Source organism: Sphingomonas kyeonggiensis (assembly GCF_014196745.1).
GTDB classification, from domain to species: Bacteria; Pseudomonadota; Alphaproteobacteria; order Sphingomonadales; family Sphingomonadaceae; genus Sphingomonas; species Sphingomonas kyeonggiensis.
This window is the reverse complement of sequence record NZ_JACIEH010000001.1, coordinates 834382-856660: the sequence shown is the minus strand read 5'-3', so window position 1 is coordinate 856660 and position 22279 is coordinate 834382. Positions and strand designations below refer to the sequence as shown.

Annotated in this window: 16 protein-coding genes; 4 read left to right on the top strand and 12 right to left on the bottom strand. The window is 67.7% G+C overall.

The features are described from left to right. Nucleotides 1-23 precede the first annotated feature (23 nt). Nucleotides 24-338, top strand: coding sequence for a hypothetical protein (locus tag GGR46_RS04245; RefSeq protein WP_183994840.1), 315 nt, complete (start codon nucleotides 24-26; stop codon nucleotides 336-338). Nucleotides 339-420: 82 nt separating this feature from the next. Here GGR46_RS04245 and GGR46_RS04240 read toward each other — a convergent pair whose 3' ends face one another. Both GGR46_RS04240 and GGR46_RS04235 read right to left on the bottom strand, forming a co-directional pair. After that, nucleotides 421-1236, bottom strand: coding sequence for an energy transducer TonB (locus GGR46_RS04240; RefSeq protein ID WP_183994838.1), 816 nt, complete (start codon nucleotides 1234-1236; stop codon nucleotides 421-423). A gap of 121 nt (nucleotides 1237-1357) precedes the next feature. Continuing rightward, the gene (locus tag GGR46_RS04235; protein WP_183994836.1) at nucleotides 1358-2071 is read right to left on the bottom strand and encodes an energy transducer TonB; all 714 of its coding nucleotides are present in this window, start codon (nucleotides 2069-2071) and stop codon (nucleotides 1358-1360) included. On the opposite strand from GGR46_RS04235, the gene argJ reads away from it, so the two are divergent. Further along, the gene (gene argJ, locus GGR46_RS04230) at nucleotides 2064-3290 is read left to right on the top strand and encodes a bifunctional glutamate N-acetyltransferase/amino-acid acetyltransferase ArgJ (RefSeq protein ID WP_183994834.1); all 1227 of its coding nucleotides are present in this window, start codon (nucleotides 2064-2066) and stop codon (nucleotides 3288-3290) included. The two genes, GGR46_RS04235 and argJ, sit on opposite strands and share 8 nt — an antisense overlap. A 7-nt stretch (nucleotides 3291-3297) precedes the next feature. Here argJ and GGR46_RS04225 read toward each other — a convergent pair whose 3' ends face one another. The 9 genes from GGR46_RS04225 to GGR46_RS04185 form a co-directional block, all read right to left on the bottom strand. Continuing rightward, nucleotides 3298-3615: a thioredoxin domain-containing protein gene (locus GGR46_RS04225; RefSeq protein ID WP_183994832.1), complete on the bottom strand. Its 318-nt coding sequence runs from the start codon at nucleotides 3613-3615 to the stop codon at nucleotides 3298-3300. 4 nt (nucleotides 3616-3619) lie between these two features. Next, on the bottom strand, nucleotides 3620-3940 hold the full coding sequence (gene trxA / locus GGR46_RS04220; protein WP_183994830.1) for a thioredoxin: 321 nt from the start codon (nucleotides 3938-3940) through the stop codon (nucleotides 3620-3622). Between the two features lie 54 nt (nucleotides 3941-3994). Continuing rightward, the gene (addA, locus tag GGR46_RS04215) at nucleotides 3995-7432 is read right to left on the bottom strand and encodes a double-strand break repair helicase AddA (protein ID WP_183994828.1); all 3438 of its coding nucleotides are present in this window, start codon (nucleotides 7430-7432) and stop codon (nucleotides 3995-3997) included. Between the two features lie 152 nt (nucleotides 7433-7584). Further along, nucleotides 7585-10518: a double-strand break repair protein AddB gene (gene addB / locus GGR46_RS04210; protein ID WP_183994826.1), complete on the bottom strand. Its 2934-nt coding sequence runs from the start codon at nucleotides 10516-10518 to the stop codon at nucleotides 7585-7587. A 4-nt stretch (nucleotides 10519-10522) separates the two neighbouring features. Further along, the gene (locus tag GGR46_RS04205; RefSeq protein WP_183994824.1) at nucleotides 10523-10795 is read right to left on the bottom strand and encodes a hypothetical protein; all 273 of its coding nucleotides are present in this window, start codon (nucleotides 10793-10795) and stop codon (nucleotides 10523-10525) included. Nucleotides 10796-10842: 47 nt separating this feature from the next. After that, complete coding sequence (locus GGR46_RS04200) at nucleotides 10843-11604, bottom strand: nucleotidyltransferase family protein (protein WP_183994822.1); 762 nt, start codon at nucleotides 11602-11604, stop codon at nucleotides 10843-10845. Then, nucleotides 11601-12593 carry an aminoglycoside phosphotransferase family protein gene (locus GGR46_RS04195; protein WP_183996730.1) on the bottom strand — a complete coding sequence of 331 codons (993 nt, stop codon included), beginning with the start codon at nucleotides 12591-12593 and terminating at the stop codon, nucleotides 11601-11603. Before GGR46_RS04195 ends, GGR46_RS04200 begins: the two co-directional genes overlap by 4 nt. Next, nucleotides 12590-13033, bottom strand: coding sequence for a tRNA (adenosine(37)-N6)-threonylcarbamoyltransferase complex ATPase subunit type 1 TsaE (gene tsaE, locus GGR46_RS04190; RefSeq protein WP_183994819.1), 444 nt, complete (start codon nucleotides 13031-13033; stop codon nucleotides 12590-12592). Before tsaE ends, GGR46_RS04195 begins: the two co-directional genes overlap by 4 nt. Further along, nucleotides 13030-15369 (bottom strand): PAS domain-containing sensor histidine kinase, encoded by a 2340-nt coding sequence (locus tag GGR46_RS04185; protein WP_183994818.1) that lies wholly within the window; start codon nucleotides 15367-15369, stop codon nucleotides 13030-13032. Before GGR46_RS04185 ends, tsaE begins: the two co-directional genes overlap by 4 nt. A 279-nt stretch (nucleotides 15370-15648) precedes the next feature. On the opposite strand from GGR46_RS04185, the gene GGR46_RS04180 reads away from it, so the two are divergent. Together GGR46_RS04180 and GGR46_RS04175 are read left to right on the top strand one after the other, a co-directional pair. Further along, the gene (locus GGR46_RS04180; protein ID WP_183994815.1) at nucleotides 15649-18765 is read left to right on the top strand and encodes a TonB-dependent receptor domain-containing protein; all 3117 of its coding nucleotides are present in this window, start codon (nucleotides 15649-15651) and stop codon (nucleotides 18763-18765) included. Nucleotides 18766-18883: 118 nt separating this feature from the next. Next, nucleotides 18884-20638, top strand: a complete 1755-nt coding sequence (locus GGR46_RS04175) for a tetratricopeptide repeat-containing sulfotransferase family protein (RefSeq protein WP_183994813.1) — start codon at nucleotides 18884-18886, stop codon at nucleotides 20636-20638. Nucleotides 20639-20820: 182 nt separating this feature from the next. Here GGR46_RS04175 and ahcY read toward each other — a convergent pair whose 3' ends face one another. Continuing rightward, nucleotides 20821-22224 carry an adenosylhomocysteinase gene (gene ahcY / locus GGR46_RS04170; RefSeq protein WP_183994811.1) on the bottom strand — a complete coding sequence of 468 codons (1404 nt, stop codon included), beginning with the start codon at nucleotides 22222-22224 and terminating at the stop codon, nucleotides 20821-20823. Nucleotides 22225-22279: the final 55 nt, after the last annotated feature.

The window sequence follows — 22279 nt, the reverse complement described above, 5'->3', positions numbered from 1 at the left end:
GCGCCCGTTTGGATGCGAGAACGGTGGAAACGGCCCTGCGGTTCAGCGGGCCGTGGAAAAGCTCATTCGAGCCGGCGCTCGAAGGGCAGGCGCAGTTCGCCAAGGGGAAGCTGCACGGTCGCGAGTGGCGCGGCCTGTTCGGGCCGCAGCAGCGGCACGGGAAGTGCGAGTGCGGCGCGGCGCGCGGGAAGCACCGCCGCCTGAGCCACCTGCGCGGCCTGGACCACCGCGACACCCTGGACCTGCCGGATTCCACCGCGATCGGCCTGACCGACACCGGTCAGGCTCGCGAGGAAGGCAGTCAGGAGAAGCAGCAGTTCCAAACGGCAAGTCTCTAATACTGCACGGACAGTCATCCGTGCGGGTGATCCGGACATAGTGACTCGATTCGGCTTCGCCAATCGTAAATCGTCGCCAGTCTCAGACCGTGGGTCCTTCGGCAGGATCACGCGGGGGCGGCGCTTCACGCGTCAGATACATCGACACGGTCATCTCGACGCTGCGCTTGCCGCTGGCCTGGGCCGGATAGCGGACGCCCGAATGGCACCGATGAACGACGAAACCGAGTGGATCCTGCTCCACCGCGCCGCTCACCAGCTTGCAGTTCGCGACATTGCCGGCGGCATCGACGTCGAAGCGGATCCTGCGCTCGTAAAAGGGCTTCGAAAGTGGGCGATCGATCGCCGGAATCGCCTCGCCATTGACCATGTGCGCCTCGATCACCTGCACGGTCGCGCCTGCGCCCGACTTGCCGAGCAGCGCCGTCATAGCCGGAGATACCGGCGCGCCCAGCCGGTTGCAGGCACCACCCGTGGCGCGGCTGAACCCCGCGCCACGGCTCTGCGACATGCAACCCGCGATACGCCCGTCGCCGGTGATGCGGATCCGGTTGAAGTACAGCCAGGAGCCGAACTGCGCCTCGCCTTGCGGCAATACCCAGGTGAAGGTGAAGGGATAGGCTCCGGCCACCGGCTTGCCCGTGCCATCGCGGGCCGGATTGAACCGCGCACGCGCCTGCATCAGCGCGCAGGTCGTCTCGTCCAGCACGACCGAACCGCTGGAGCGCGTGACCTTGCAGGCTGTCGGCACGCCCTGCGCATCGAGATCGAGCCGCGCCGCCACGGCGCCCGCCTGACGCTGCCACATCGCGGCGGCGGGATAATCCTCGTCGGTGACCCAGGCCTGAGGCCTGCCACGCGGGCTAGGCCGCGCGGCCATCGAGCCCGCGTCCTGCATCGAGAGCGCCCAGCCCAACGACAACGCCGCCGCAATCATACATCTTCTCCCGGAAGTCCGTCGCGGCAAAGCCTAGCGCACATCCGATTGCAGACAATCGATGCGGGAGTGCCCATACGCGTTATTTCGTCGCCTCGAACTGCACTTCGACCGTGCGGCTGTCGGGCTGCGCCAGCTTGGCATCATCGACCTTGAGCGGGCCCACCTGCGCCTTCGCCTGGTCACAGGCGATCGCGTCGAGCTTCGCATTGCCGGTGCCGATCTCGACCGCGCAGGCCTTGGGCTGCTCCCCGGCATAGACCAGGCGCAGCAAGGCAGGATTGGCATAGCTCTTCGGCACCGCCTGCAGCCCGATAGTGAGGCCAAGCGGATCGCTGGCAAGCGCACTTACCGGGTTCGGCGTTTGCGCACCGCCCGGAATACTCCAGGTGAAGGTCCCATTGAGGTCGGACGCGATATCCTTTCCGGCATCATCTCGAGCCGGCTCGTATCTCGAATTGCTGACTATCAGAGGGCAGGTCTTCTCATCGAGCGCCGAATAGCCGGAAGAGCCCGTCACATGACACGCAATCGCCTTGCCGGTTGCGTCGATGGTCATGCGATATTTGACCGTGCCAGCCTGGTGCTTCCGAAGGGCGTCGGCCGGATAATCGTCATCGGTCTGCCAGGAGATGACGCGCGTCTTTGCCTTGCGCGCCTTCGACGGAGGCGGAGTGTCCTGCACAGCTGGCGCCGCCTGCATCGCCAGCGCCATGACCAACCCCAAAACCATTGATCTTTTCCCCCACTTGCCCGAAGCGAGCGCCAAAATAGCAACAGGTCTGGCCATGTCCATCGAACGCTCCCCGCTCGCGCTGCCCTTCCCCGCCCTGCCGATGATCCCCGGCGTGACCACCCGCGTGGCGCGGGCGCGCTACAAGGCATGGGACCGCTGCGACCTGACCTATATCGAGCTGGCGCCGGGCACCGCTGTGGCAGGCGTGCTGACCAGCAGCAAATGCCCCTCGCCCGAGGTGGAATGGTGCCGCAAGGCGCTGCCGCTGGGCACCGCGCGGGCGCTGGTGGTCAATGCCGGCAACTCCAACGCCTTCACCGGCAATCGCGGCCGCGCCGCCGTAGAGGCGATTGCCGCCCGCGCCGCCGCGCATCTCGGCTGCCAGCCCTCGGACGTGTTCGTCGCCTCCACCGGCGTGATCGGCGTGCCGCTGCCGATCGACAAGGCCGAGGCCGGGCTCGATGCCGCCTTCACCGCCGAGCCCGCTAGCTGGGAAGACGCTGCCGCGACGATCATGACCACCGACACCTTCGCCAAGGGCGCGGTGACGCGTGCGGTGGTGGGCGGCAAGACGGTCCAGCTCGCCGGCATCATCAAGGGATCGGGAATGATCGCGCCGGACATGGCGACGATGCTCGGCTTTGTCTTCACCGACGCGGCGGTCGATCCGGCCTTCCTGCAGACCGCGCTCAGCGACGCCAACCGCAAGACCTTCTCGTGCATCACCGTCGATGGCGACACCTCGACGAGCGACACCGTGCTCGCCTTCGCCACGGGCGGCGCGGGCAACGCGGTGCTGGCGAGTGACGAGGACGAAGGTGCCGACGCCTTCCGCGCCGCGCTGAAGGACCTTTGCCACCAGCTCGCCCTGCTCGTCACCCGCGACGGCGAAGGCGCGCAGAAGCTGATCGAGATCACGGTGGAGGGCGCCGAGAGCGACGCCAGCGCCCACCGCATCGCCATGTCGATCGCCAATTCGCCGCTGGTGAAGACCGCGATCGCCGGCGAGGACGCCAATTGGGGCCGCGTGGTGATGGCCGTCGGCAAGGCCGGCGAACCCGCCGAACGCGACCGGCTGGCCATCCGCTTCGGCACCACCCAGGTGGCACGCGACGGACTGGCGGTGGAGGGCTATGACGAGGCCCCTGTCGCGGCGCACCTCAAGGGCCGCGAGATCGAGATCGGCGTGGAGCTTGGCCTGGGCGAAGGACGCGCCACTGTGTGGACCTGCGACCTGACGCACGGATATATCTCGATCAACGCCGATTATCGAAGCTGATCGCGGGCTAGACCAGCGAGTTCAGCATCGCCGTGACCACATTGTGCTGCGCCATGCCGACATGGCGCAGCACGACCGTGCCCTGCTTCAGGAAGATCAGCGTGGGCACGTTACGGATCATGAAGGGGCTGGTCGCAAGGGGGCTGGTGTCGACGTTGACCTGGCAGATCAGCGCGTCGTCCCGCTCCTGAGCGATTTGCCGGATGACCGGGCTCAGGAGCTGGGACGGACGCGACCAATCCGCAGCGAAGTGAACGAGCACCACGGGGTGGCTGCGCACCACCCCGTCGAAGCTGGCATCATCGAGGACTACCAGCTCGCCCACAGGCTCAGAGCTGCGCTTCGAGCCACTTCTTGATGCCGCTCTTCGGCATCGCGCCGACCTGCGTCGCCGCCGGCTGGCCGTTCTTGAACAGGATCATGGTTGGGATGCCACGCACTCCGTACTTGGTCGGAGCGTCGGGGTTCTCGTCAATGTCGAGCTTGATGATCTGGACCTGGTCGCCCAACTCCTCGGCGAGTTCTTCCAGCGCCGGGGCGATCATCTTGCACGGCCCGCACCACTCCGCCCAGAAATCCACGAGCACGGGCTTGCCGGACTCGAGAACGTCGCTGCTGAACTGGGCGTCGGTGGTCGCCTTGGTGGCCATGGGTAAACTCCTGATACGATGTTGGGTGCTAATCTATGGTGCGACCTCGCCGGGTCAAGCGCGCAGGCCCAAGCTTTGCTCCATATCCGCGAAGCCGGGCTTGTGCGCCGAGAGCAGATCCGGCGGCAACAGGTGGAGGACCGGGCCGGCCGCATAGAGCAGACCCGCCTCGATCGTGCGCCCGGGGAAAATCACCGCCAGCGCAGCGACATAGGCGGCCATCTGACGGAGATGATAGGGCGGGATCGCCTCCAGGTCGGCGGGCGCGCGGCGGCCGGTCTTGAAGTCGATGACCCGGACATGGCTGGGGGTGACCACCAGCCGGTCGACCGTACCCGAGACGACGACGCCTTCCCCCACCACGGCAGCGATCGGCGCCTCGCCCAGCGAGCCGGGGCCGAACAGGTCGGCAAAGCGCGGATCCTCGGTGACGGCCAGGGCTGCAGAGACCAGCTCGCCGCGCAGGGCTTCGTCCGTGACGCCCCCTGCCCCGGCCAGCCAGCGCTCGGCGGCAGCGGCCCGGTCGCCGGGGCTAACCGACGGCAATCGCTCGAAAAGGGCGTGAAGCAGCCGGCCGCGTTCGGCCGCGGCGCGCATCGCCGGGCTGGGTGGCGGATCGGCGACGCTGTCGTCACCCAGCGACGAGGGCGCCAGCGGGCGCGGCGGACGGGCCTCCGCCGGAGCCGGGCGACGCGCCCAGTCAGGGAGGGCAGCCACCACCGCCGGGCCGGAGGCGGTCCGCGCCCTGGCAGGAACCGGGTTCTGGGGGCGCAAGCCCTTGAATTCGCGGGTCTCGCCCTCGGACACACCCAGGGCGTCGAGCGCCGCGGCACTGGCGGCGTACCAGCTCTTCGCAGGCGGCACGCCCTTGGCCATGGGCCCCAGGGCACCGGCTATGACCAGGCGTTCCTCGGCCCGGGTGGCAGCGACGTAGAACAGACGCCAATGCTCGCTGAGTTCGCGCGCATCGGCATTTTCCAACACCTCTCCGAGCACCCCCCGCTCGGAGGCGCGCGGACGGAAGATCGGAATCTTTCCAGACGCAGTAGACGGTTCCCAACCCAGAAAGTCGCGCGGAGACCGTGTCGGATCCACCGTCGCATCGGCGAGGATGACCAGAGGCGCCTGGAGCCCCTTCGCGCCATGCGCGGTCATCACCCGCACCGCCGCCTGGGGCTGGGCCGCATCGCGGACGATCTCGACGTCGCCGCGATCGAACCAGTCGAGGAATCGCTGCAAGGAAGGGGTCGCCAACTTTTCGAAATTGAGCGTCGCATTGAGCAGTTCTTCGATCGGATCGCGGGCTTCCTCGCCCAGCCGGCGCAACAGCTTGCGGCGACCGTCCAAAGGGCCAGAAAGTAGTTCTTCCAGAAAGCGATAGGGCGTGGCGATGTCAGCGCGTGCGAGCAATGCGTAGAGCGGCGCGAGGCGTGCTTCGGGCTGGGTCTGGCGCAGGTGGCGCCACAGTCCGCCACTGGTGCGTACACAGGCGTCCATTAATTCCTGCTGCGTCCAGCCTATCAAGGGCGATACCAGCAGCGAGGCCAGCGACAGATCGTCCTCAGGCTGAAGCGCGAAGCGGATCGCGGCGAGCAGATCCTGCACCGCCAGCGGCGCGTTGAGCCGGAGGCGATCGACGCCGGCGACCGGCACGCCCTCTGCATAGAGCCGCGCGACGATCAGCGAGGCAAGCTCGCCCCGGCGCTTGACCAGGATCATCACATCCTCCGGCGCGAGGGTGCGGCCCTTGCTCTCGAGTTCGAGCGTGCCGATCCAGCCCTTGATCGCCTTGGCGATATCGCCGGCGAGCTTGCGGGTGGCATCGCTGACCCATTCCTCTTCGTCCGCCTCGCTGCCGCCTTCGGTGACCGGCGGCCAGAGCGTGACCGTGCCGGGACCGGGCACTTCGCTCGCATGTTCCTCCAGATCCGAAAGTTCACCCATGCCCGGCGCGGGCAACGCGCCGAGCGCGGCATCGACGAATTCGAGCACCGGGCGGGTCGAGCGGAAGCTGTGGGTGAGCGACAGCTCCTCGACCTCGCGCGGCTCGGGCTTGTCCGCGTCGAACGCGTAATCGAGATCGGGGTGGATCTGCGACTTGGCCAGGAAGCGTTCGAACGCCGCTCGGAAGAAGATCGGATCGGTGCCCTGGAAGCCGAATATCGCCTGCTTGTAGTCGCCGACGGTGAACAGGGTGCGGACCGTCTCGGCGCGCACGCCCTCGCCGACGAAGAACTCGTCCGCGATTGCGCTGACGATCGCCCATTGCTGGGGATTGGTGTCCTGCGCCTCGTCGATCAGGACGTGCTCGGTCGCCTGATCGAGCTTGAAGCGCACCCATTCGCCCATGCCGGGCTCGGCGAGCAACGCGACGGTGGCGTGGATCAGGTCGTTGAAATCGACCGCGCCGAGGCGGCGCTTGGCCTGGCGATAGGTCTCGGCATAGATTCGGCCGGCCTCCAGCCCGCGGGCGAGCAGGTCCGCATAGGCCGCCTGGGTCTTCATGCCGAGCAGCGCGGCGCAGGTGGCGTGGAGCCGCATCGCATAATCGGCGTAGCTCGGCTCCTGCGGGGCCTGGCCCTTGCCGAAGGAACGCGGCTCGCCCTTGGCGGTGGCCCAGATCGAATGGAGATCGGCGAGGCTCGCAGCGCGTGCCTCCGGGCCTTTCGAGAGCCAGGCGGCGGCGATATCCGCCCGCTCGAGGCCGCGCGCGGTGCCCCAATCGGCATTCATCACGGTGAGCGCGCGCAGGCTGCCAAGGTCGAAGCTGTCATCGGCACAACGCCGGGCGATCTCGGCATCGATATCGCCTTCGGGCAGGCCCAGCGCCTCGCGGAGGTAAGGCTGGATCGCGGGCGGAAGGTCGGTCATCGCCTCCCCTGCCCGCGCGCATTCCTTGAGGAAATCCTCGGCCTTGCCTTCGCCCAGCCGCAGCGACAGCGCACCGACCGCATCGACGATCCAGTCGCGCCCGTCGCGCACGGCATCGACCAGCATCTCGGCCAGCGCTTCGCGCGCCAGCACCGCCTCCTCGCGCTGATCGAGCGGGCGGAAGCCGGGGACCAGGCCCGCTTCCATCGGGAAGGCAGCGAGCAGCGACTGGCAGAAGCTGTGGATCGTCTGGATGCGGATGCCGCCGCCGGGCGCGTCGAGCACCTTGGCGAAGAGCTGGCGGGCCTTTTCGCGACCGGCAGGCGAGATGTTCTCGCCCAGCGCCTCGAGGTCGGCGGCGAGCTCGGTGTCGGACGCGCGGACCCAGCGGGCGAGCCGGCTGGTGATCCGCTCGGACATCTCGGCGGCGCCCGCCTTGGTGAAGGTGAGGCAGAGGATCGCGCCGGGATCGGTGCCGTTCAGCAGCAGCCGCCAGACCCGCGCCGCGAGCACCTGGGTCTTGCCGGTGCCGGCCGAGGCGGAGAGCCAGATATGGCGGCCGGGATCGGACGCGGTCTTCTGGTTGCCCTTGAGTTTGTGGAGGGGGCGGACTTCAGACATTCGCGATTTCCAGACTACCCTCACCCTTCCCACTCGGCTGCGCCTCGCGGGCCCCTTCCCGCTCCCAATGGGAGCGGGAGCTAAAATCCCTCTCCCTTTGGGAGAGGGAGGGAGCCGCCGAAGGCGGCGGAAGGGTGAGGGTCGAGCGCAACTCACTCACGGCCATACCATTCATCAAGCCGCATCAGCTGGTCGTACTCCGCGTACGGCGCATATTCGGGGTGGAGCTTGGCGGTGAACGGCGCGTCGCCGGTCAGCCAGGACGCGACAGCTTCCGCGAAGTGGTGCGCGGCGAGATCGACGAACTCCTCGGCCGGGATCGGCTCCTTCTTCTTCGGATCGACGGGGCTGTCGACATAGCCGAAGCCGCCGGTGCGCGGGGACCGTGCGAGCGACCAGTATTCGAAGGCGCGCGCCACCCCTTCGATGTCCTGGAAGCCGCCGCGCTCGGCGATCAGGCCGAGCAGGCCCAGCTGCAGGCTGAACCCGGCGCGGACCGCGCGGGTGCTGGGCGGCTGGCCGGTCTTGTAGTCGATGATCGCCAGGCTGCCATCGGGCATGCGATCGATCCGGTCGAACTTGCCGCGGAGCTTCACCCCGGCGAACTCGATGTCGCCGTCCAGCTCGACCGCAAGGACCTTGCGGGCCGGGTTCTCGGCGATCTGGCGGGCGATCCAGTCGATCGCCTCCATCAGGCGCGGCTGCCAGAGCGCGCGCATCATCGGATGGGTGCGCTCGTCCGCCAGCATCGCCTCGGCGCGGGCGCGCAGCTTGGCCGGATCGCAACTGTCGAGTTCGAACCATTTCTGAAGAACGTCGTGCACCGCCGTGCCGCGCCATGCCGCGCTGGGATCGGCATCGACCGGATCGAGCGGCCCGAGCTTGAGCATGCGGCGGGCATAGAAGGCATAGGGATCGGCCTTGAGGCGATCCACCTCGGTGACCGAGATAGCCTTGGGGCGGTCCTCGACCGGGGGCAATGGCTCGGGGCGTTCGGCGGGTTCGTGCGCGCCGGGATCGTCGATCGCGTGCACCCAGGCCGCAAGATCGGGCGCACGATCGAGGCCGCCCGACAGCGCTTCGAGGCGGAGCCAGAAACGCGAGGCAATCGTCGGCGCGGTGGCGTCGCGCCGGGCGCGGGTGAGCAGCACTTCGGGTGCACCGAGCGCGCCGGCGAGGTCATGTGCCGCCAGGCCGATACGGCGCTCCAGGCCAGGCAGGCCCAGCTCGGCACGGATACGCGGGGCGAGCCAGGGATCGGGCGCGGGCAGGCCCGGCCAGACGCCTTCGTTGAGCCCCGACAAGATCATCAGGTCGGCGGTCTGCAGGCGCGCCTCGAGCTGGCCGAGGATGGCGAGGCGCGGATGGCCGCCCTGGGGCGGACGCACGGCGATCTGGTCCATCAGCGTACGCAGCATCGGAGCGAGCGTGTCGGGATCGGCGCGGTGCGGGCCGTCGACGCCCTCGCGCTCGAGATCGTCGAGCAAAGTCGCGGCGGCGCGGCCCTCGGCACGGCTCCACAGGCCGTCGCCACCCAGCGCCTGGGCGGCTTCGCGCAGGGCCGCGAGCAGGACGGGGATCGGCTGGGCGCCGGCACCGAATGCGGCTTCGAGCGGCGCCAGCAACGCGCGTGCGGTGGGCCACCAGCGGAGCGCCGCCTGGCGGAGCGGGCCGTCCCTGCCCTCCTGCTCGGTCAGATGGCGGTCGATCCCGGCGAGATCGGGCGCGGGGCGTGGCCCGCGCAGCGCGCGATCGAGCAGGCGGGCGCCGTCGAGCCATTCGGTGCGCGCCTCGGGCATCACCAGCGGATGCTTGAGCAGGGTCAGCAACGGCAGCGGGGCGAAGCGCTGGGCGGCGGCATCGGCGAGCGCGAGCAGCAAGGTGCCCGGTGGCAGGATCGACAGCGGCTGGCCGGCGGAATCGTCGACCACGATCCCCCAGCGGGCGCAATGCGCGGCGACGCGGCGGGCGAGCGCGCGATCGGGGGTGACGAGCGCGGCGGTGCGGGCCGGCGTCTCCAGGGTCTGGCGAAGGGCGAGCGCAATCGCCTGGGCCTCCTCGGCCGGAGTCGCGACTTCGAGCGCGCGGACGCCGTCGAGCTTGCGCTCCTTCTCGGGCAGCGTCGTCCAGCCATGGGTCAGCTCGGGCGGCTGCATCGCCGAGGCGATCGCCTTGCTGCGCGAGGGCGCGGCGTCATGCTCGCTGGCCGCGCGCCAGGGATCGAACTCGCTGCGGTGGACGCCCATCCGCTCCAGGAGGAGCTTGAGGTGGAATTGCGGGTGCGTCTCGAGGTTGCGCCGGCGCCGGCCGGTAGCGGGATCGGGGGCGTGCGGGCCGAGCATGTCCCATTCGGCGTCGGAAATGCCGATGGCGAGGTCCGGGAGGACGACCATGCCCCGGGGTAGGCCGGCGACGACGCGCTGGAGCCGGGCGATGGCCGGCGCGCTGGCGGTGATGCCCGCGGCACAGACGAACCCCTCGGGCGGGCTGGTCCGCCAGCGTTTGGCGACCTTGTCGATCAGCAGGCGGCGGCGATCGGCCAGGTCTATGCGGCCGAGCCGGGCGAGCTCGCGCGGCCAGCGTTCGAGGACGATCTCGAACAGCTTGAGCGAGCGCTCCCAATGAGCAGAAAGCTCGGGGCCGAGGTCGAGCTCCTTGAGGCGGCGGGGCGGGACTTCCTCGATCAGCAGCTGGTCGAGCGTGGCGGCGAGGTCGCCGGCGAGGCGGACGGCTTCGGCGGCGTCGTGACGGGGCTCGGCCTGCTGGATCAGCCGGGCGAGGATGAGCTGGCGCTGGAGCGGGCCGACCGCGGGGGCGACGGGCTCCGGATCGCCCGCCGCGTCGAACACCGCCTCGTCCAGCTCGGGATCGCCGACCGCGACGAGGCGCGGAAGGAGGAGACCGCCGCCACTGGCGCGGACGAACGCGTCCTGGATCGCGCGTTTCGCACGGTTGTTGGGGAGCAGGACGATGCCGCGGGCGAGCGCCATCGGATCGGCCCCGAAGCGCTTGATCAGCCCGTTCGCCAGCGCATCCGCGAAGGCACGGTGCGGGGGAATGGTGTAGAGATGGAGGGCGGTGGGCATGGGCCTAAACGGCCCAGACCTGCGTGCCGATTGGAACGTCGTTCTTGCTCGCGCCCGTCAAACGGCACACCCAACGAAGCTCCTTGGGCGGAGGCGTTTGGAAAACATGCTGCATACGTAGCGTATCAAACTGTTCCGATCCGTCCGGCTTTTTGAGCACGACCGACAATTCCAGCGGTCCATGATAATCCTGCTGCAACGGACCCGGCACGACAATGAGCCCGCCCAAGCTCGGAATGTCGAATGTGTCTTCGACGATCAGTAGCAATCCACTCATTCTGGTCTGGATCACATCAGGGAGTCCGCGCGTCAACAGCCGCGCTGTCACATCTCCGCCAGTATCTCTTCGGCTTCCTTGACCGCCGCCGGGGTGCCGACGTCGAACCAAAGGCCCTGGTGGACCGTGCCCCACAACCGCCCCTGCTCCAGCGCGCGGTTCCAGAAGAGGTTGGTCGAGAACGGACCCTCGGGCCAATCCTTGATCACGCGGGGCGAAAGGATCTGGGCGCCAGCGTACACGAACGGCGCGAGGCGGCCGGGCTTGCGGCGCTCGGTGATGCGGCCGAGCGGATCGAGGCGGAAATCGCCCTGGCCACGGTGGCTGAACGCACGGGCAAGCGGCACCAGCAGGAGCAGCGCGTCCATCTTCTCATCGTCCCAGGCGGCCGCGAGCGCGTTGAGCGAGCCGATCGGGCCGTCGACCCAGAGCGTGTCGCTGTTCACCGTGAAGAAGGGCTTGTCGCCGAGCAGGTCACGGGCCTGGACGATGCCGCCGCCGGTCTCCATCAGCTGGGCGCGCTCGTCCGAGATCAGCACCTCGACGTCGCCGGCACGGACCTTGAGGTGCGCCTCGACCTGGTCGGCGAGGTAGTGGACGTTGACCACGGCGCGCCTGATCCCGGCCTCGCGCAGGTGATCCATGGTGTGGTCGAGCAAGGTCTTGCCGGCGACCTCGACCAGCGGCTTGGGGCGCGTGACGGTGAGCGGGCGCATGCGCTTGCCGAGGCCGGCGGCCATCACCATCGCGGTCTCGGGCATCGCGACCACCGGATTGGGGCGCAGCGAATAGGTAGCGGAAGGCTTCATGCGCCTGCGCCCGAACCTGCGATCGTCAGGGGGTCGCCGCGCATGTCGGCGGGGATGTTCGCCTCGAACCAGTCGGCGACCGGCTTGAGCGCGGGGTGCTGGAGGTCGCGATTGAGATAGGTCCAGACGCGCGGGCAGAGGCCCGGATAGCGCGGCTTGCCGTCGCGCTTCCACAGCCGGGTGAAGATGCCGACGATCTTGGCGTTCCGCTGTGCGCCGAGCACGTGATAGGCGATATCGAACGCATCGCCTTCGCCGGTGATGCGCTTGTAGCGATCGAGCATCGCGGTCTCGAGTTCGACCGGTACGTCGCGGCGCGCGTCCTGCAGCAGCGAGACGAGGTCATAGGCGGGATGGCCCGCCAGAGCGTCCTGGAAGTCGAGCAGGCCCAAGGTTTCCGCACTACCGTCGATCAGCATGATGTTCTCGACATGGTAGTCGCGCAGCACCGTGACAGGCGTGTGACCCGTGAGCACCGGCGCGAGCACTTCGTCCCAAGCGGCGCGGTAACCATCCATGTCGACCTCGAGGCCGACCGCGGGGCAATACCATTCGGGGAGCAGGTTCGCCTCGCGGTGATATTCGGCGAGACCGTAGGGCTTGAGCAGGTCCGCCGCCGGATGCCCGGCGAGGCGGATGATCAGGTCGATCGCTTCTTCGTAGAGGCGCAGCTCGCTCTCGGGCGCGGCGTCGACGGTCTCGCGCATGCGGGCGTCGCCGAAGTCCTGGATGAGGACCAGACCCTGGGTGAGGTCCTCGTGGAGGATCTCCGGGGCGGCGAAGCCGTGGCCGGTCAGCCAGCGGGCGATGTTGATGAAGGGGCGCGGATCCTCGTGCGGCGGCGGCGCGTCCATCAGGATCGCGGTGCGGTCATGCTCCACCACCCGGAAATAGCGGCGGAACGAGGCGTCGCCGGCGAGCGGGCGGATCTCGGCTCCGCCCCAACCGGCGGCAACGAGGAAGTCGGGCGCCGCGGCGGGCGGATTCATGTCAGGAACCATCGGTCCTTCCATGCCGCGGGCACTTTCGCTGTCAAGACACGCGCGCCATCCGGTGCCACATCCAGGGACAACCACAGCGCATCGTGCCACGCCGCATCGCCCAGCCGCTCGGGCCATTCGACGATCAGCAGCGAATCATAGCGGGCATCGTCCAGGCCCAGTTCCTCCGCCTCCGACGGATCGTCGATCCGGTAGAGATCGACGTGCAGCACCGGGAAACGGACCTCGGGCGGCTCATAGGGCTGGACGATCGCGAAGCTGGGCGACGGCGCTTCCTCCTCCAGCCCGAGCGCGGCGAGCAGACCGCGCGCGATGCTGGTCTTGCCGGCGCCGAGCGGGCCGGACAGCGCGATCACGTCGCCGGGGTGCACCAGTTCGGCGAGGCGGCGGCCGAGTTCGAGCGAGTCTTCGGGCGAGCCAAGGATCATTTCCGTGGCAGCTCCACCGTCACCAGCGTGCCCTCGCCGGGCTCGGAGATCAGCTCGATCCGGCCGCGGTGCGCGTCGACGAACTGCTTGGCGAGTGGGAGGCCGAGCCCCAGCGAGCGCTGGTTGCCGCGGGCATTGCCGAACTGGGCGAAGCGATCGAAGGCGCTCGCGACCTGCTCGGGCGTCATGCCGGGGCCATTGTCCGAGACGATCACGCGGGCAACCCGGCTGTTGCCGTCGAGATGGAGCAGCACCCTGCCCTGCTCCGGCGTCTGCGAGACGGCGTGGCGCAGGAGATGCTCGATCACCTGGCGGACGCGGCGCGCATCGCCGGTGATCGCACCGGCCGTACCGGCATTCTCCACCACCAGATCGATGTGCTTGGCCTTGGCGAGCGGCGCCACTGCCTCGGCGGCATTCTGCGCAGCATGCTCGATATCGACCGTCGCCCTTTCCAGCGGCGAGCCTTCGTTCTGGGTCAGGTCGAGCACTTCGTCGATCATCGTGCCCAGCCGATCGACCGAGACGAGGATCGCCTCCGAATATTCGGTGCCGCTCTCGCTCAGCTGGCCCGCGAAGCCGCCATGGAGCATCTCGGCAAAGCCCTTGATCGAAGTGAGCGGGGTACGCAGCTCGTAGCTCATATTGGCGAGGAACGAGGTCTTGACCCGGTCCGCCGCCTCCAGCGCTTCGTTGCGGGCACTGAGCGCGCGCTCGGCGCGGTGATGATCGGTGGTGTCGAGCATCGTCACCAGCGCGTTGCCATCGGGCAACGGTACCGCGGTGATGTCGAAATGGCGGCCATCGGCAAAGGCGATGCTCGAACCGCGCGACTGGCGATCCTGCGCAGCGATGCGGATCAGGTCGCCGATGATCTCCGCGCGCGACGCCTTGACCAGCTTCGGCCCGAAGGCGCGAACCAGCGCCTGCACTTGGGGATGGCCATCGAGGAAAGCGTCCTCGAAGCCCCAGACCTGGCGGAACTTGCGGTTCCACAGCTGGAGCCGGCCCTTGCCGAACACGGCGACCGCTTCGGCAAGACCCTCCAGCGTGGCGGTGCGCACCTGCTGCATCTCGCCATGCTCGCGCTGCAGCTCGAACTGCTGGGTCTGGTCCTCGAACAGCAGCAGCAGCCCACCTTCGGGCAGCGGCTGCGCGACGACGCGCATGTGGGTGGCACCGAGGCTCCAGGTCTCCTCGACCGCGTCGGCCGAGACGAACCATTCGCGCCGCTCCACCTTCCAGGCCGGATAGTCGCGCACCTCGGGCAGGCGATTGGCCTCGCGCATACGATCGAGCACGCGGTCGAACTCGGGACGATCGGCCAGCCATTCGTTCTTCATCGCGAACATGCGGCGGAAGGGCTGGTTGGAGAAGATCAGGCTCCGGTCCGCGCCGAACTGCGCGACGCCGGCCGAAATCCGGTCGAGCATCGCGCGCTGGGCCGCGGCGAAGCGCTTGAGCCCGCCCCGCGCCTGCTCGAGCTCCTCGATATCGACCGCGAAGCCGGCGACGCCGCCGGTGCCGAGCGGCATGTCGTGGAGGCGCAGCATCCGGCGCTTGCCGCCGATCGTCGCGGGCATCGCCGCGGTCTGCGGCTCGCCGGTATCACGCGCGATCGCGGCGTTGGCGAGCGGCCCGCCCATGCCGACGCCCTCGACCAGCTCGAGCCCGCGCGCGACGACGTCCTCGGAATCCTTGCCTTCGACTGCCTCGACATAGGCGCTGTTGACCATGAGCAGGCGCAGGTCGGCACCGCGATACCACATCGGCATCGGCGCGGCCTCGATCAGCGCGGTGAGCGCATCGAAGGCGGCGCGCAGGCGCGTGGCTTCGCGCTGCAGGCGGCTGATCTCGGACTGGCTCTCGGTCGCGTCGAGGAACCAGAGCACCACGCCGCCGGGGGCGTTGACCGCCTGGGGCGCCCGCTCGCCGATCACGAGCAGCGCACGCTCGGATCCCCGCGCGCGCACGGAAAGAGTGAAAGGCTTGCCGGCCTTCTGCGCCGCGGAAACCTGGACGCCGAGTGCATCGGCATCTTCGGGCAGCAACCCGGCATCAGCAGTGCTGAGATCGCCGAGCTCGCGCGGCAGATCCTGGAAACCCAGCCAGTCGCCGAGCCGGCGCGGCAGCTCTATGCGGCCATCGGCGCGGACCAGCATCGCCTGTGCCGGCGCGCCGCTGAGCAGGGCGGCGAGCTGGGTATTGGTCTCGGCAATCGCTGTGGCTTCGGCCCGGGCGCGCAACCCGGAGAACAGCGCCCACACCCCGCCGATGACGAGCAGCGCCAGCACGGCGCCCGCGAGCACCGCGGCGGATTGGGTGAGATGTATCAAGCCGCTCGCTCGCGGCGGAAAATGAAGCGCATGCGAATCTACTAGGCAAAGCGTCCCAATTGGGAAAGCGCCGCGATCGCAGGAACGCGTGCCGGGTCCAATCGTTACCGCGCTTTGCGAAAATGTGTCCGAGGCAATTCCGCGTTAAGACGGTGTTATGTCCTCGTTACACATTTCACACAGAGTGTTGCCGCAATGCGACATTTTATATCAATCAACACTTGAGTGGCGAGAGTCTGCGGTTCTAGAAATCAGGCTCGAACAAAAAAGGGGATCCACATGGTCAAACTATCTCTGCTGAACGGCACTGCGTTGCGTTCGGCGGCTTTTGTGGGACTTGCGCTGCTCGCAGTTCCTGCGGCCGCACAGGACACGACGCCGCCTGCCCCCTCGACCCAGAGCACGGATCAGGAAGCAGCGAGCACGGGCGAGACGATCGTCGTCACCGGTTCGCGCATCCGCCGTCCCAACCTTGACTCGCCGGTTCCGGTGACTTCGATCGGCGGCGATGAGTTCTTCCAGACCGGCACCACTTCGGTGGGCGACGTCCTGAACCAGTTGCCGGCGCTCACGAGCACCTTCAGCCAGTCGAACTCGACCCGCTTCCTCGGCACCGCGGGCCTCAGCCTGCTCGACCTGCGCGGCCTGGGCACGCAGCGCACCCTGGTGCTGGTCAACGGCCGCCGCCACGTTGCCGGCGACATCCTGAGCAACGCGGTCTCGCCCGACGTCAACACCATCCCCGCCGACATGATCGAGCGCGTCGACGTGGTGACCGGCGGCAACTCGGCCGTGTACGGTTCGGACGCGATCGCGGGCGTCGTCAACTTCGTCCTCAAGGACCATTATGACGGCATCCAGATGCGCGGCCAGAGCGGCGTCAGCCAGCATGGCGACGCGGGCTCCTATTTCCTGAGCGCCCTGGCCGGCAAGAACTTCGCGGACGGCCGCGGCAACATCGCGCTGAACCTGGAATATGCCCATCAGGGCGATTTCTACGCTTCGGACCGCAAGGACTATCGCACGACCAACGGCTTCGTGCGCGTCAACGTCGATGCAACCGGCAACAGCGACGGGAAGCCGGACAGCGTGTTCATGCACGACATCCGCAGCGGCTCCTATTCGAACGGCGGCACCTTCGCCACTTGCGGCGATCCGGTTCTCGACCCCACCTGCTCGGGCTTCGTCAACACCTATCTGTTCCGTCCGGACGGCACGCTGGTGCCGCAGACCGGCACGAAGGTCGGCAATCCGCTGGTCAACCAGTTCGCCAGCTATATCGGCGGCAATGGCGACAATTTCCGCGACGGCAAGCAGCTCGGCCTGATCCCGCGCCAGGATCGCTACAGCGCGAACCTGGTCGCGCACTTCGAGATCTCGCCGGCATTCGTGCCGTTCGTCGAGGCCAAGTATGTTCGCACCGAAGTGCTGGGCAGTGCGAGCGGTCCGTTCTTCTTCAACGGTAGCAGCTCGCCGCGCGAGCGCTTCTACACCGACAACCCCTATCTGAGCGCCCAGGCCCGGAACTTCCTGACCGACTATTACGGCGTCGCGCCGGACGCCCATCAGGCGTTCACCTTCAACGAGAACGCCACCAGCCTCACCGTTCGCCAGGAATCGCTCAAGCGCGAGACCTATCGCATCGTCGGCGGTGTCCGCGGTGACCTGGGCAACAGCTGGAACTACGAAGTCTCGGCAAACTACGGCGAGTTCAAGGAAACCAACAAGATCCTTGGCAACGTCAATATGCAGCGCTTCCTGCTCGCGATCGACGCCGTCGACCAGGGCAAGTTCCAGAACGGCGTTGCCAATGGCAACATCGTCTGCCGCGCCTCGATCGACCCGACCCGCCGCGTCGCCTTTGAAGACGCAGTGAATCCGGCGTTCGCGGCGGCGCAGCTCGCCAACGACGTGGCCAACTGCAAGCCGGTGAACCTCTTCGGCGCCGGCAATGTCAGCGATGCTGCCAAGCAGTATCTGCTCCAGGACTCGATCGCCCACGGCAAGATCACCCAGTTCGTGGCGAACGCCTTCCTCAGCGGCGACACCGGCAAGTTCCTCAACCTGCCCGGCGGCCCGGTGGGCATTGCGGTCGGTGCGGAATATCGCCGCGAGACCACGCAGTACGCCGAGGACGATTTCACCAAGGCGGGCCTGACCTTCTACAACGCGATCCCCAACTTCGTCGCCCCGTCGTTCGAAGTGAAGGAACTGTTCGGCGAACTCCGCGTGCCGATCCTCAAGGACGTTCCGTTCTTCAAGGAACTGACGGTCAGCGGCGCCGCGCGCTTCGCCGACTACAAGGGCAGCACCGGCAACGTGTGGTCGTATAACGGCAACATCGAATGGGCCCCGGTCAAGGACCTGCGCTTCCGTGCGAACTACTCGCGCGCGGTCCGTGCCCCGACGCTGGTCGATCTCTACTCGCCCTATGGCGCGAACTTCGCGTTCATCGACGATCCGTGCGAGCTCGCCAGCATCAACCAGGGCTCGCCCACGCGTGCGGCCAATTGCCAGGCCGCCGGCGTTCCGACCGGATATGTCGCTCCGAACCTCAGCAATTTCGGCTATCTGTCGGGCGGTAACAACGCGCTCAAGGCCGAAACCTCCGACTCCTACACGCTGGGCTTCGTCGCGCAGCCGCACTGGATCCCGGGGCTTTCGCTGACGGTCGACTGGTTCGACATCACGGTCAACAACTCGATCGCGACGCTCGATCCGCAGACGATCCTGAACACCTGCTACGATGCGGCGAGCCTCAACAACCAGTATTGCGCGCTCTTCAGCCGCTACACCGGCGCTACGCCGGGTCCGAACGGTGAGAAGACGGGCGATCTGCTGACCAACAGCATGCGTTCGCAGCCGCTGAACTTCGCGAAGCTCAAGGTCCGCGGCATCGACGTCGAGCTGGCGTACCAGCACAGCATCGGCAACCTCGGCAACCTGTCGACGCGCGTGATCTACACCCACAACTTCCGCAACGACACGTATCTCGACCCGGCCGATCCGGGCCGTCGCGACCAGCAGCTGGGTGAGCTGGGCTATCCGATGGATGAAGCCAGCTGGAATGCCGACTTCACCACCGGCATGGTCACGTTCAACTACAAGCTGCGCTACATCGGCAAGATGAGCGTCGGCGCATGGGAGAACCATCACACCGTCCAGGGTCGTGCGCCGACCAATCCGGATGACTATGACATCCCCTACTATCCGACGACGTTCCTCCACAACGCCCGCGTCCAGTTCGACGTGAGCAAGCAGTACAACCTGTATTTCGGCGTCGACAATCTGTTCGACACCAAGCCGCCGCTCGGCACCACCGGCGCCGGCTTCGGCAGCGCGATCTACGACAATGTCGGTCGCTTCTTCTATGCAGGCTTCGTCGCCAAGTTCTGATCGGAACAAGGCGTTGAAAAGGATCGGGGGCCGGGTGATTCCGGCCCCCTTTTCTATGGCTGCGCCCCCCAATTGCTGGCACCTAGAACCGCATGAAACTCCCCTCCCGGAACGCGGCATGACGAGCGCCGCGCTGGCAAGCGCCCTCCGCCTGCTCGACACGTCCCCCGCCCAGGCCGCAGACCAGGCGCGGGCGCTGCTCGCGACCTATCCGGGCCAGCCCGACGCGCTGGCGCTGCTCGGGCGGGCGCTGCGCAAGCTGGGCCGGGACGCGGAAGCGGCGGCGGCCGACCGTGCCGCGATCGACGCTTCGCTGCGCACCCGCGAGCTCGCCGCTGCCGGCGCCGCGCTGGCGCAGGGCAACCTCGCCGCCGCCGAGGGGCTGGTGCGCGGGGTGCTGCGCGTCGCGCCGGACACCGTGGTCGCGCTGGTCATGCTCGCCGAGATCGCCGGGACCCTGGGCATCCATGGGGAAGCCGAGGCACAGCTGCGGCGCGCGATCGCCCTCGCTCCCGACTATGTCGAGGCCTGGGTCAATCTCGCGCTCGTGCTGTTCAACCAGCGCCGGACGGACGAGAGCCTCGCGCTGCTCGACGCGGCGGTCGCGCGCGAGCCGGGCAATGTCCGCGCCGCCGGGACCAAGGCCAACATCCTCGCCCAGACCGGCGAATATGATGCCGCGGCGGCGACCTACGAGGCGCTGCTCGCGCAGATCGGCGACAATGCCGAGGTCCGGCTATGGTATGGCAATCTGCTCAAGACGATGGGCCGGCAGGACGAAAGCGTCGCGGCCTATCGCCGCGCCACCGAGCTCGCCCCCGATCTCGCCGAGGCCTGGTGGTCGCTGTCCGAGCTGAAGGCCGGCCGGATCACCGATGCCGATGTGCAGGTGATGGAAGCGGCGCTGGCTTCGGCAGCGGGCGACCAGCGCCGGCTGTTCCTGCACTTCGCGCTCGGCAAGGCGTTCGAGGAGCGGAAGGACTGGGCGGCCTCGTTCGCGCATTACGCCGACGGCAACCGCCTGCGCCGAGGGATCGAGCCGCATGACGCGAAGCTGGTCTCCGCCGAGGTGGATCGCGCGGCGGCCTTCTACACGCCCGACTTCTTCGAGAAGCGCGCCGGCTGGGGCGCCCCTGCCCCCGACCCGATCTTCATCCTGGGCATGCCGCGCGCCGGCTCGACCCTGCTCGAGCAGATCCTCGCCAGCCATCCGCAGGTGGAAGGCACGTCCGAACTGCCCGACATCCCCCAGCTGGTCCAGGGGCTGGTCGCGGCGCGCTGGCGCGACCTGGGCGCGGCGCATCCGGAGATTCTCGCCTCGCTCGACGCGGACACCGCCCGGCGGCTCGGCGAGCGCTACCTCGAAAGCGCCGCGCGGCACCGCAAGAGCGACGCGCCCTTCTTCATCGACAAGCTGCCCAACAACTGGCTGTACGCGGGCTTCATCCGCCTGATCCTGCCGGGTGCCAGGATCATCGATGCGCGGCGCGCGGCGATGGCCTGCTGCTTCTCCAACTTCAAGCAGCACTTCGCCCGCGGCCAGACCTTCGCCTATTCGCTGGAGGACCTGGGCAGCTATTATCGCGACTATGTGCGGCTGATGGCACATTTCGACGGCGCGATGCCCGGAGTGATCCACCGGGTGCAGCACGAGGACCTGCTCGACGATTCCGAAGGCGAGATCCGCCGGATGCTCGATTTCCTGGGCCTGCCCTTCGACGAACGCTGCCTGCGGCCGCACGAGAACAACCGGCCGGTGCGCACCGCCAGCTCGGAGCAGGTCCGCCGCCCGATCAATCGCGACGCGGTCGATCTGTGGCGGAACTACGCGCCGTGGCTCGGGCCGCTCAAGGACGCGCTGGGCGAAAATTGACGTCATCCCGGCGAAAGCCGGGATCTCATGCCGTATCGCGCCTTCGCCTGAGATCCCGGCTTTCGCCGGGATGACGAAGGGGGCCGAGGATAACGGAACACGCCGGCCGGCGATGACGGACAAGGAAAAGGGCCGCGCCTCCCGGTGGAAGCGCGGCCCTTTCTCATTGGTTTCCCAATCGCTTAGTAGCGATAGTGATCCGGCTTGAACGGGCCCTCGACCGACACGCCGATGTAATCGGCCTGCTTCTGCGAGAGCTTGGTCAGCTTCACGCCCAGCTTGTCGAGGTGGAGCGCGGCCACCTTCTCGTCGAGGTGCTTCGGCAGGACATACACTTCGTTCTTGTACTTGTCCGCGCCGGTCCACAGCTCGAGCTGCGCCAGCACCTGGTTGGTGAAGGACGACGACATCACGAACGACGGGTGGCCGGTCGCGTTGCCGAGGTTCACCAGGCGGCCCTTCGACAGCACGATGATCTTCTTGCCATCCGGGAACTCGACTTCGTCGACCTGCGGCTTGATCTCGGTCCACTTGAAGTTCGCCAGGCCGGCGATCTCGATCTCGCTGTCGAAGTGACCGATGTTCGAGACGATCGCCATGTTCTTCATCGCGCGCATGTGATCGACGGTGAGCACGGCTTCGTTGCCGGTGGCGGTGACGAAGATGTCGGCGCGGGTAGCGGCCTCTTCCATCGTCACGACTTCATAGCCTTCCATCGCCGCCTGCAGCGCGCAGATCGGATCGATTTCGGTGACCAGCACGCGGGCGCCGCCGTTGCGGAGCGAGGCGGCCGAACCCTTGCCGACGTCACCAAAGCCGGCGACGCAGGCGACCTTGCCGGCGAGCATCACGTCGGTGGCGCGACGGATCGCGTCAACCAGCGATTCCTTGCAGCCATAGAGGTTGTCGAACTTCGACTTGGTGACGCTGTCGTTGACGTTGATCGCCGGGAACGGCAGCTTGCCCTTCTTCGACAGCTCGTACAGGCGGTGCACGCCGGTGGTGGTCTCTTCCGAGACGCCCTTGATCGTGGCGACGGTCTTGGTGAGGTAGCCCGGACGCTCCGCGAGGAAGCGCTTCAGCGTGGCGACGAAGATCTCTTCCTCTTCGTTCGACGGGGTGAACAGCTCTTCACCCGCCTCGACGCGCGCGCCCCACAGCGCGAACATGGTGGCGTCGCCACCGTCGTCGAGGATCAGGTTGCAGGTCTGGTCCTGGCCCCAGTCGAAGATGCGGATGACATAGTCCCAATACTCTTCCAGCGTCTCGCCCTTGACGGCGAAGACGGGGATGCCGGCCTCGGCAATGGCGGCCGCGGCGTGGTCCTGGGTCGAGTAGATGTTGCAGGTCGCCCAGCGCAGCTCGGCGCCGAGGTCCTTGAGGGTCTCGATCAGCACGGCGGTCTGGATCGTCATGTGCAGCGAGCCGGTGATGCGCGCGCCCTTGAGCGGCTTCGATACGCCGAACTCCTGGCGCAGCGCCATCAGGCCCGGCATTTCAGTCTCGGCGATCTCGATCTCCTTGCGGCCAAAGGCGGCAAGCGAGAGGTCCTTGATGACATAGTCCTTGTCGAGCACGGTAGCCACGAGCTGTCTCCAGATGTGAATCAGTTGCGCGCCGGGAATCGTCCGGCCGCGATTG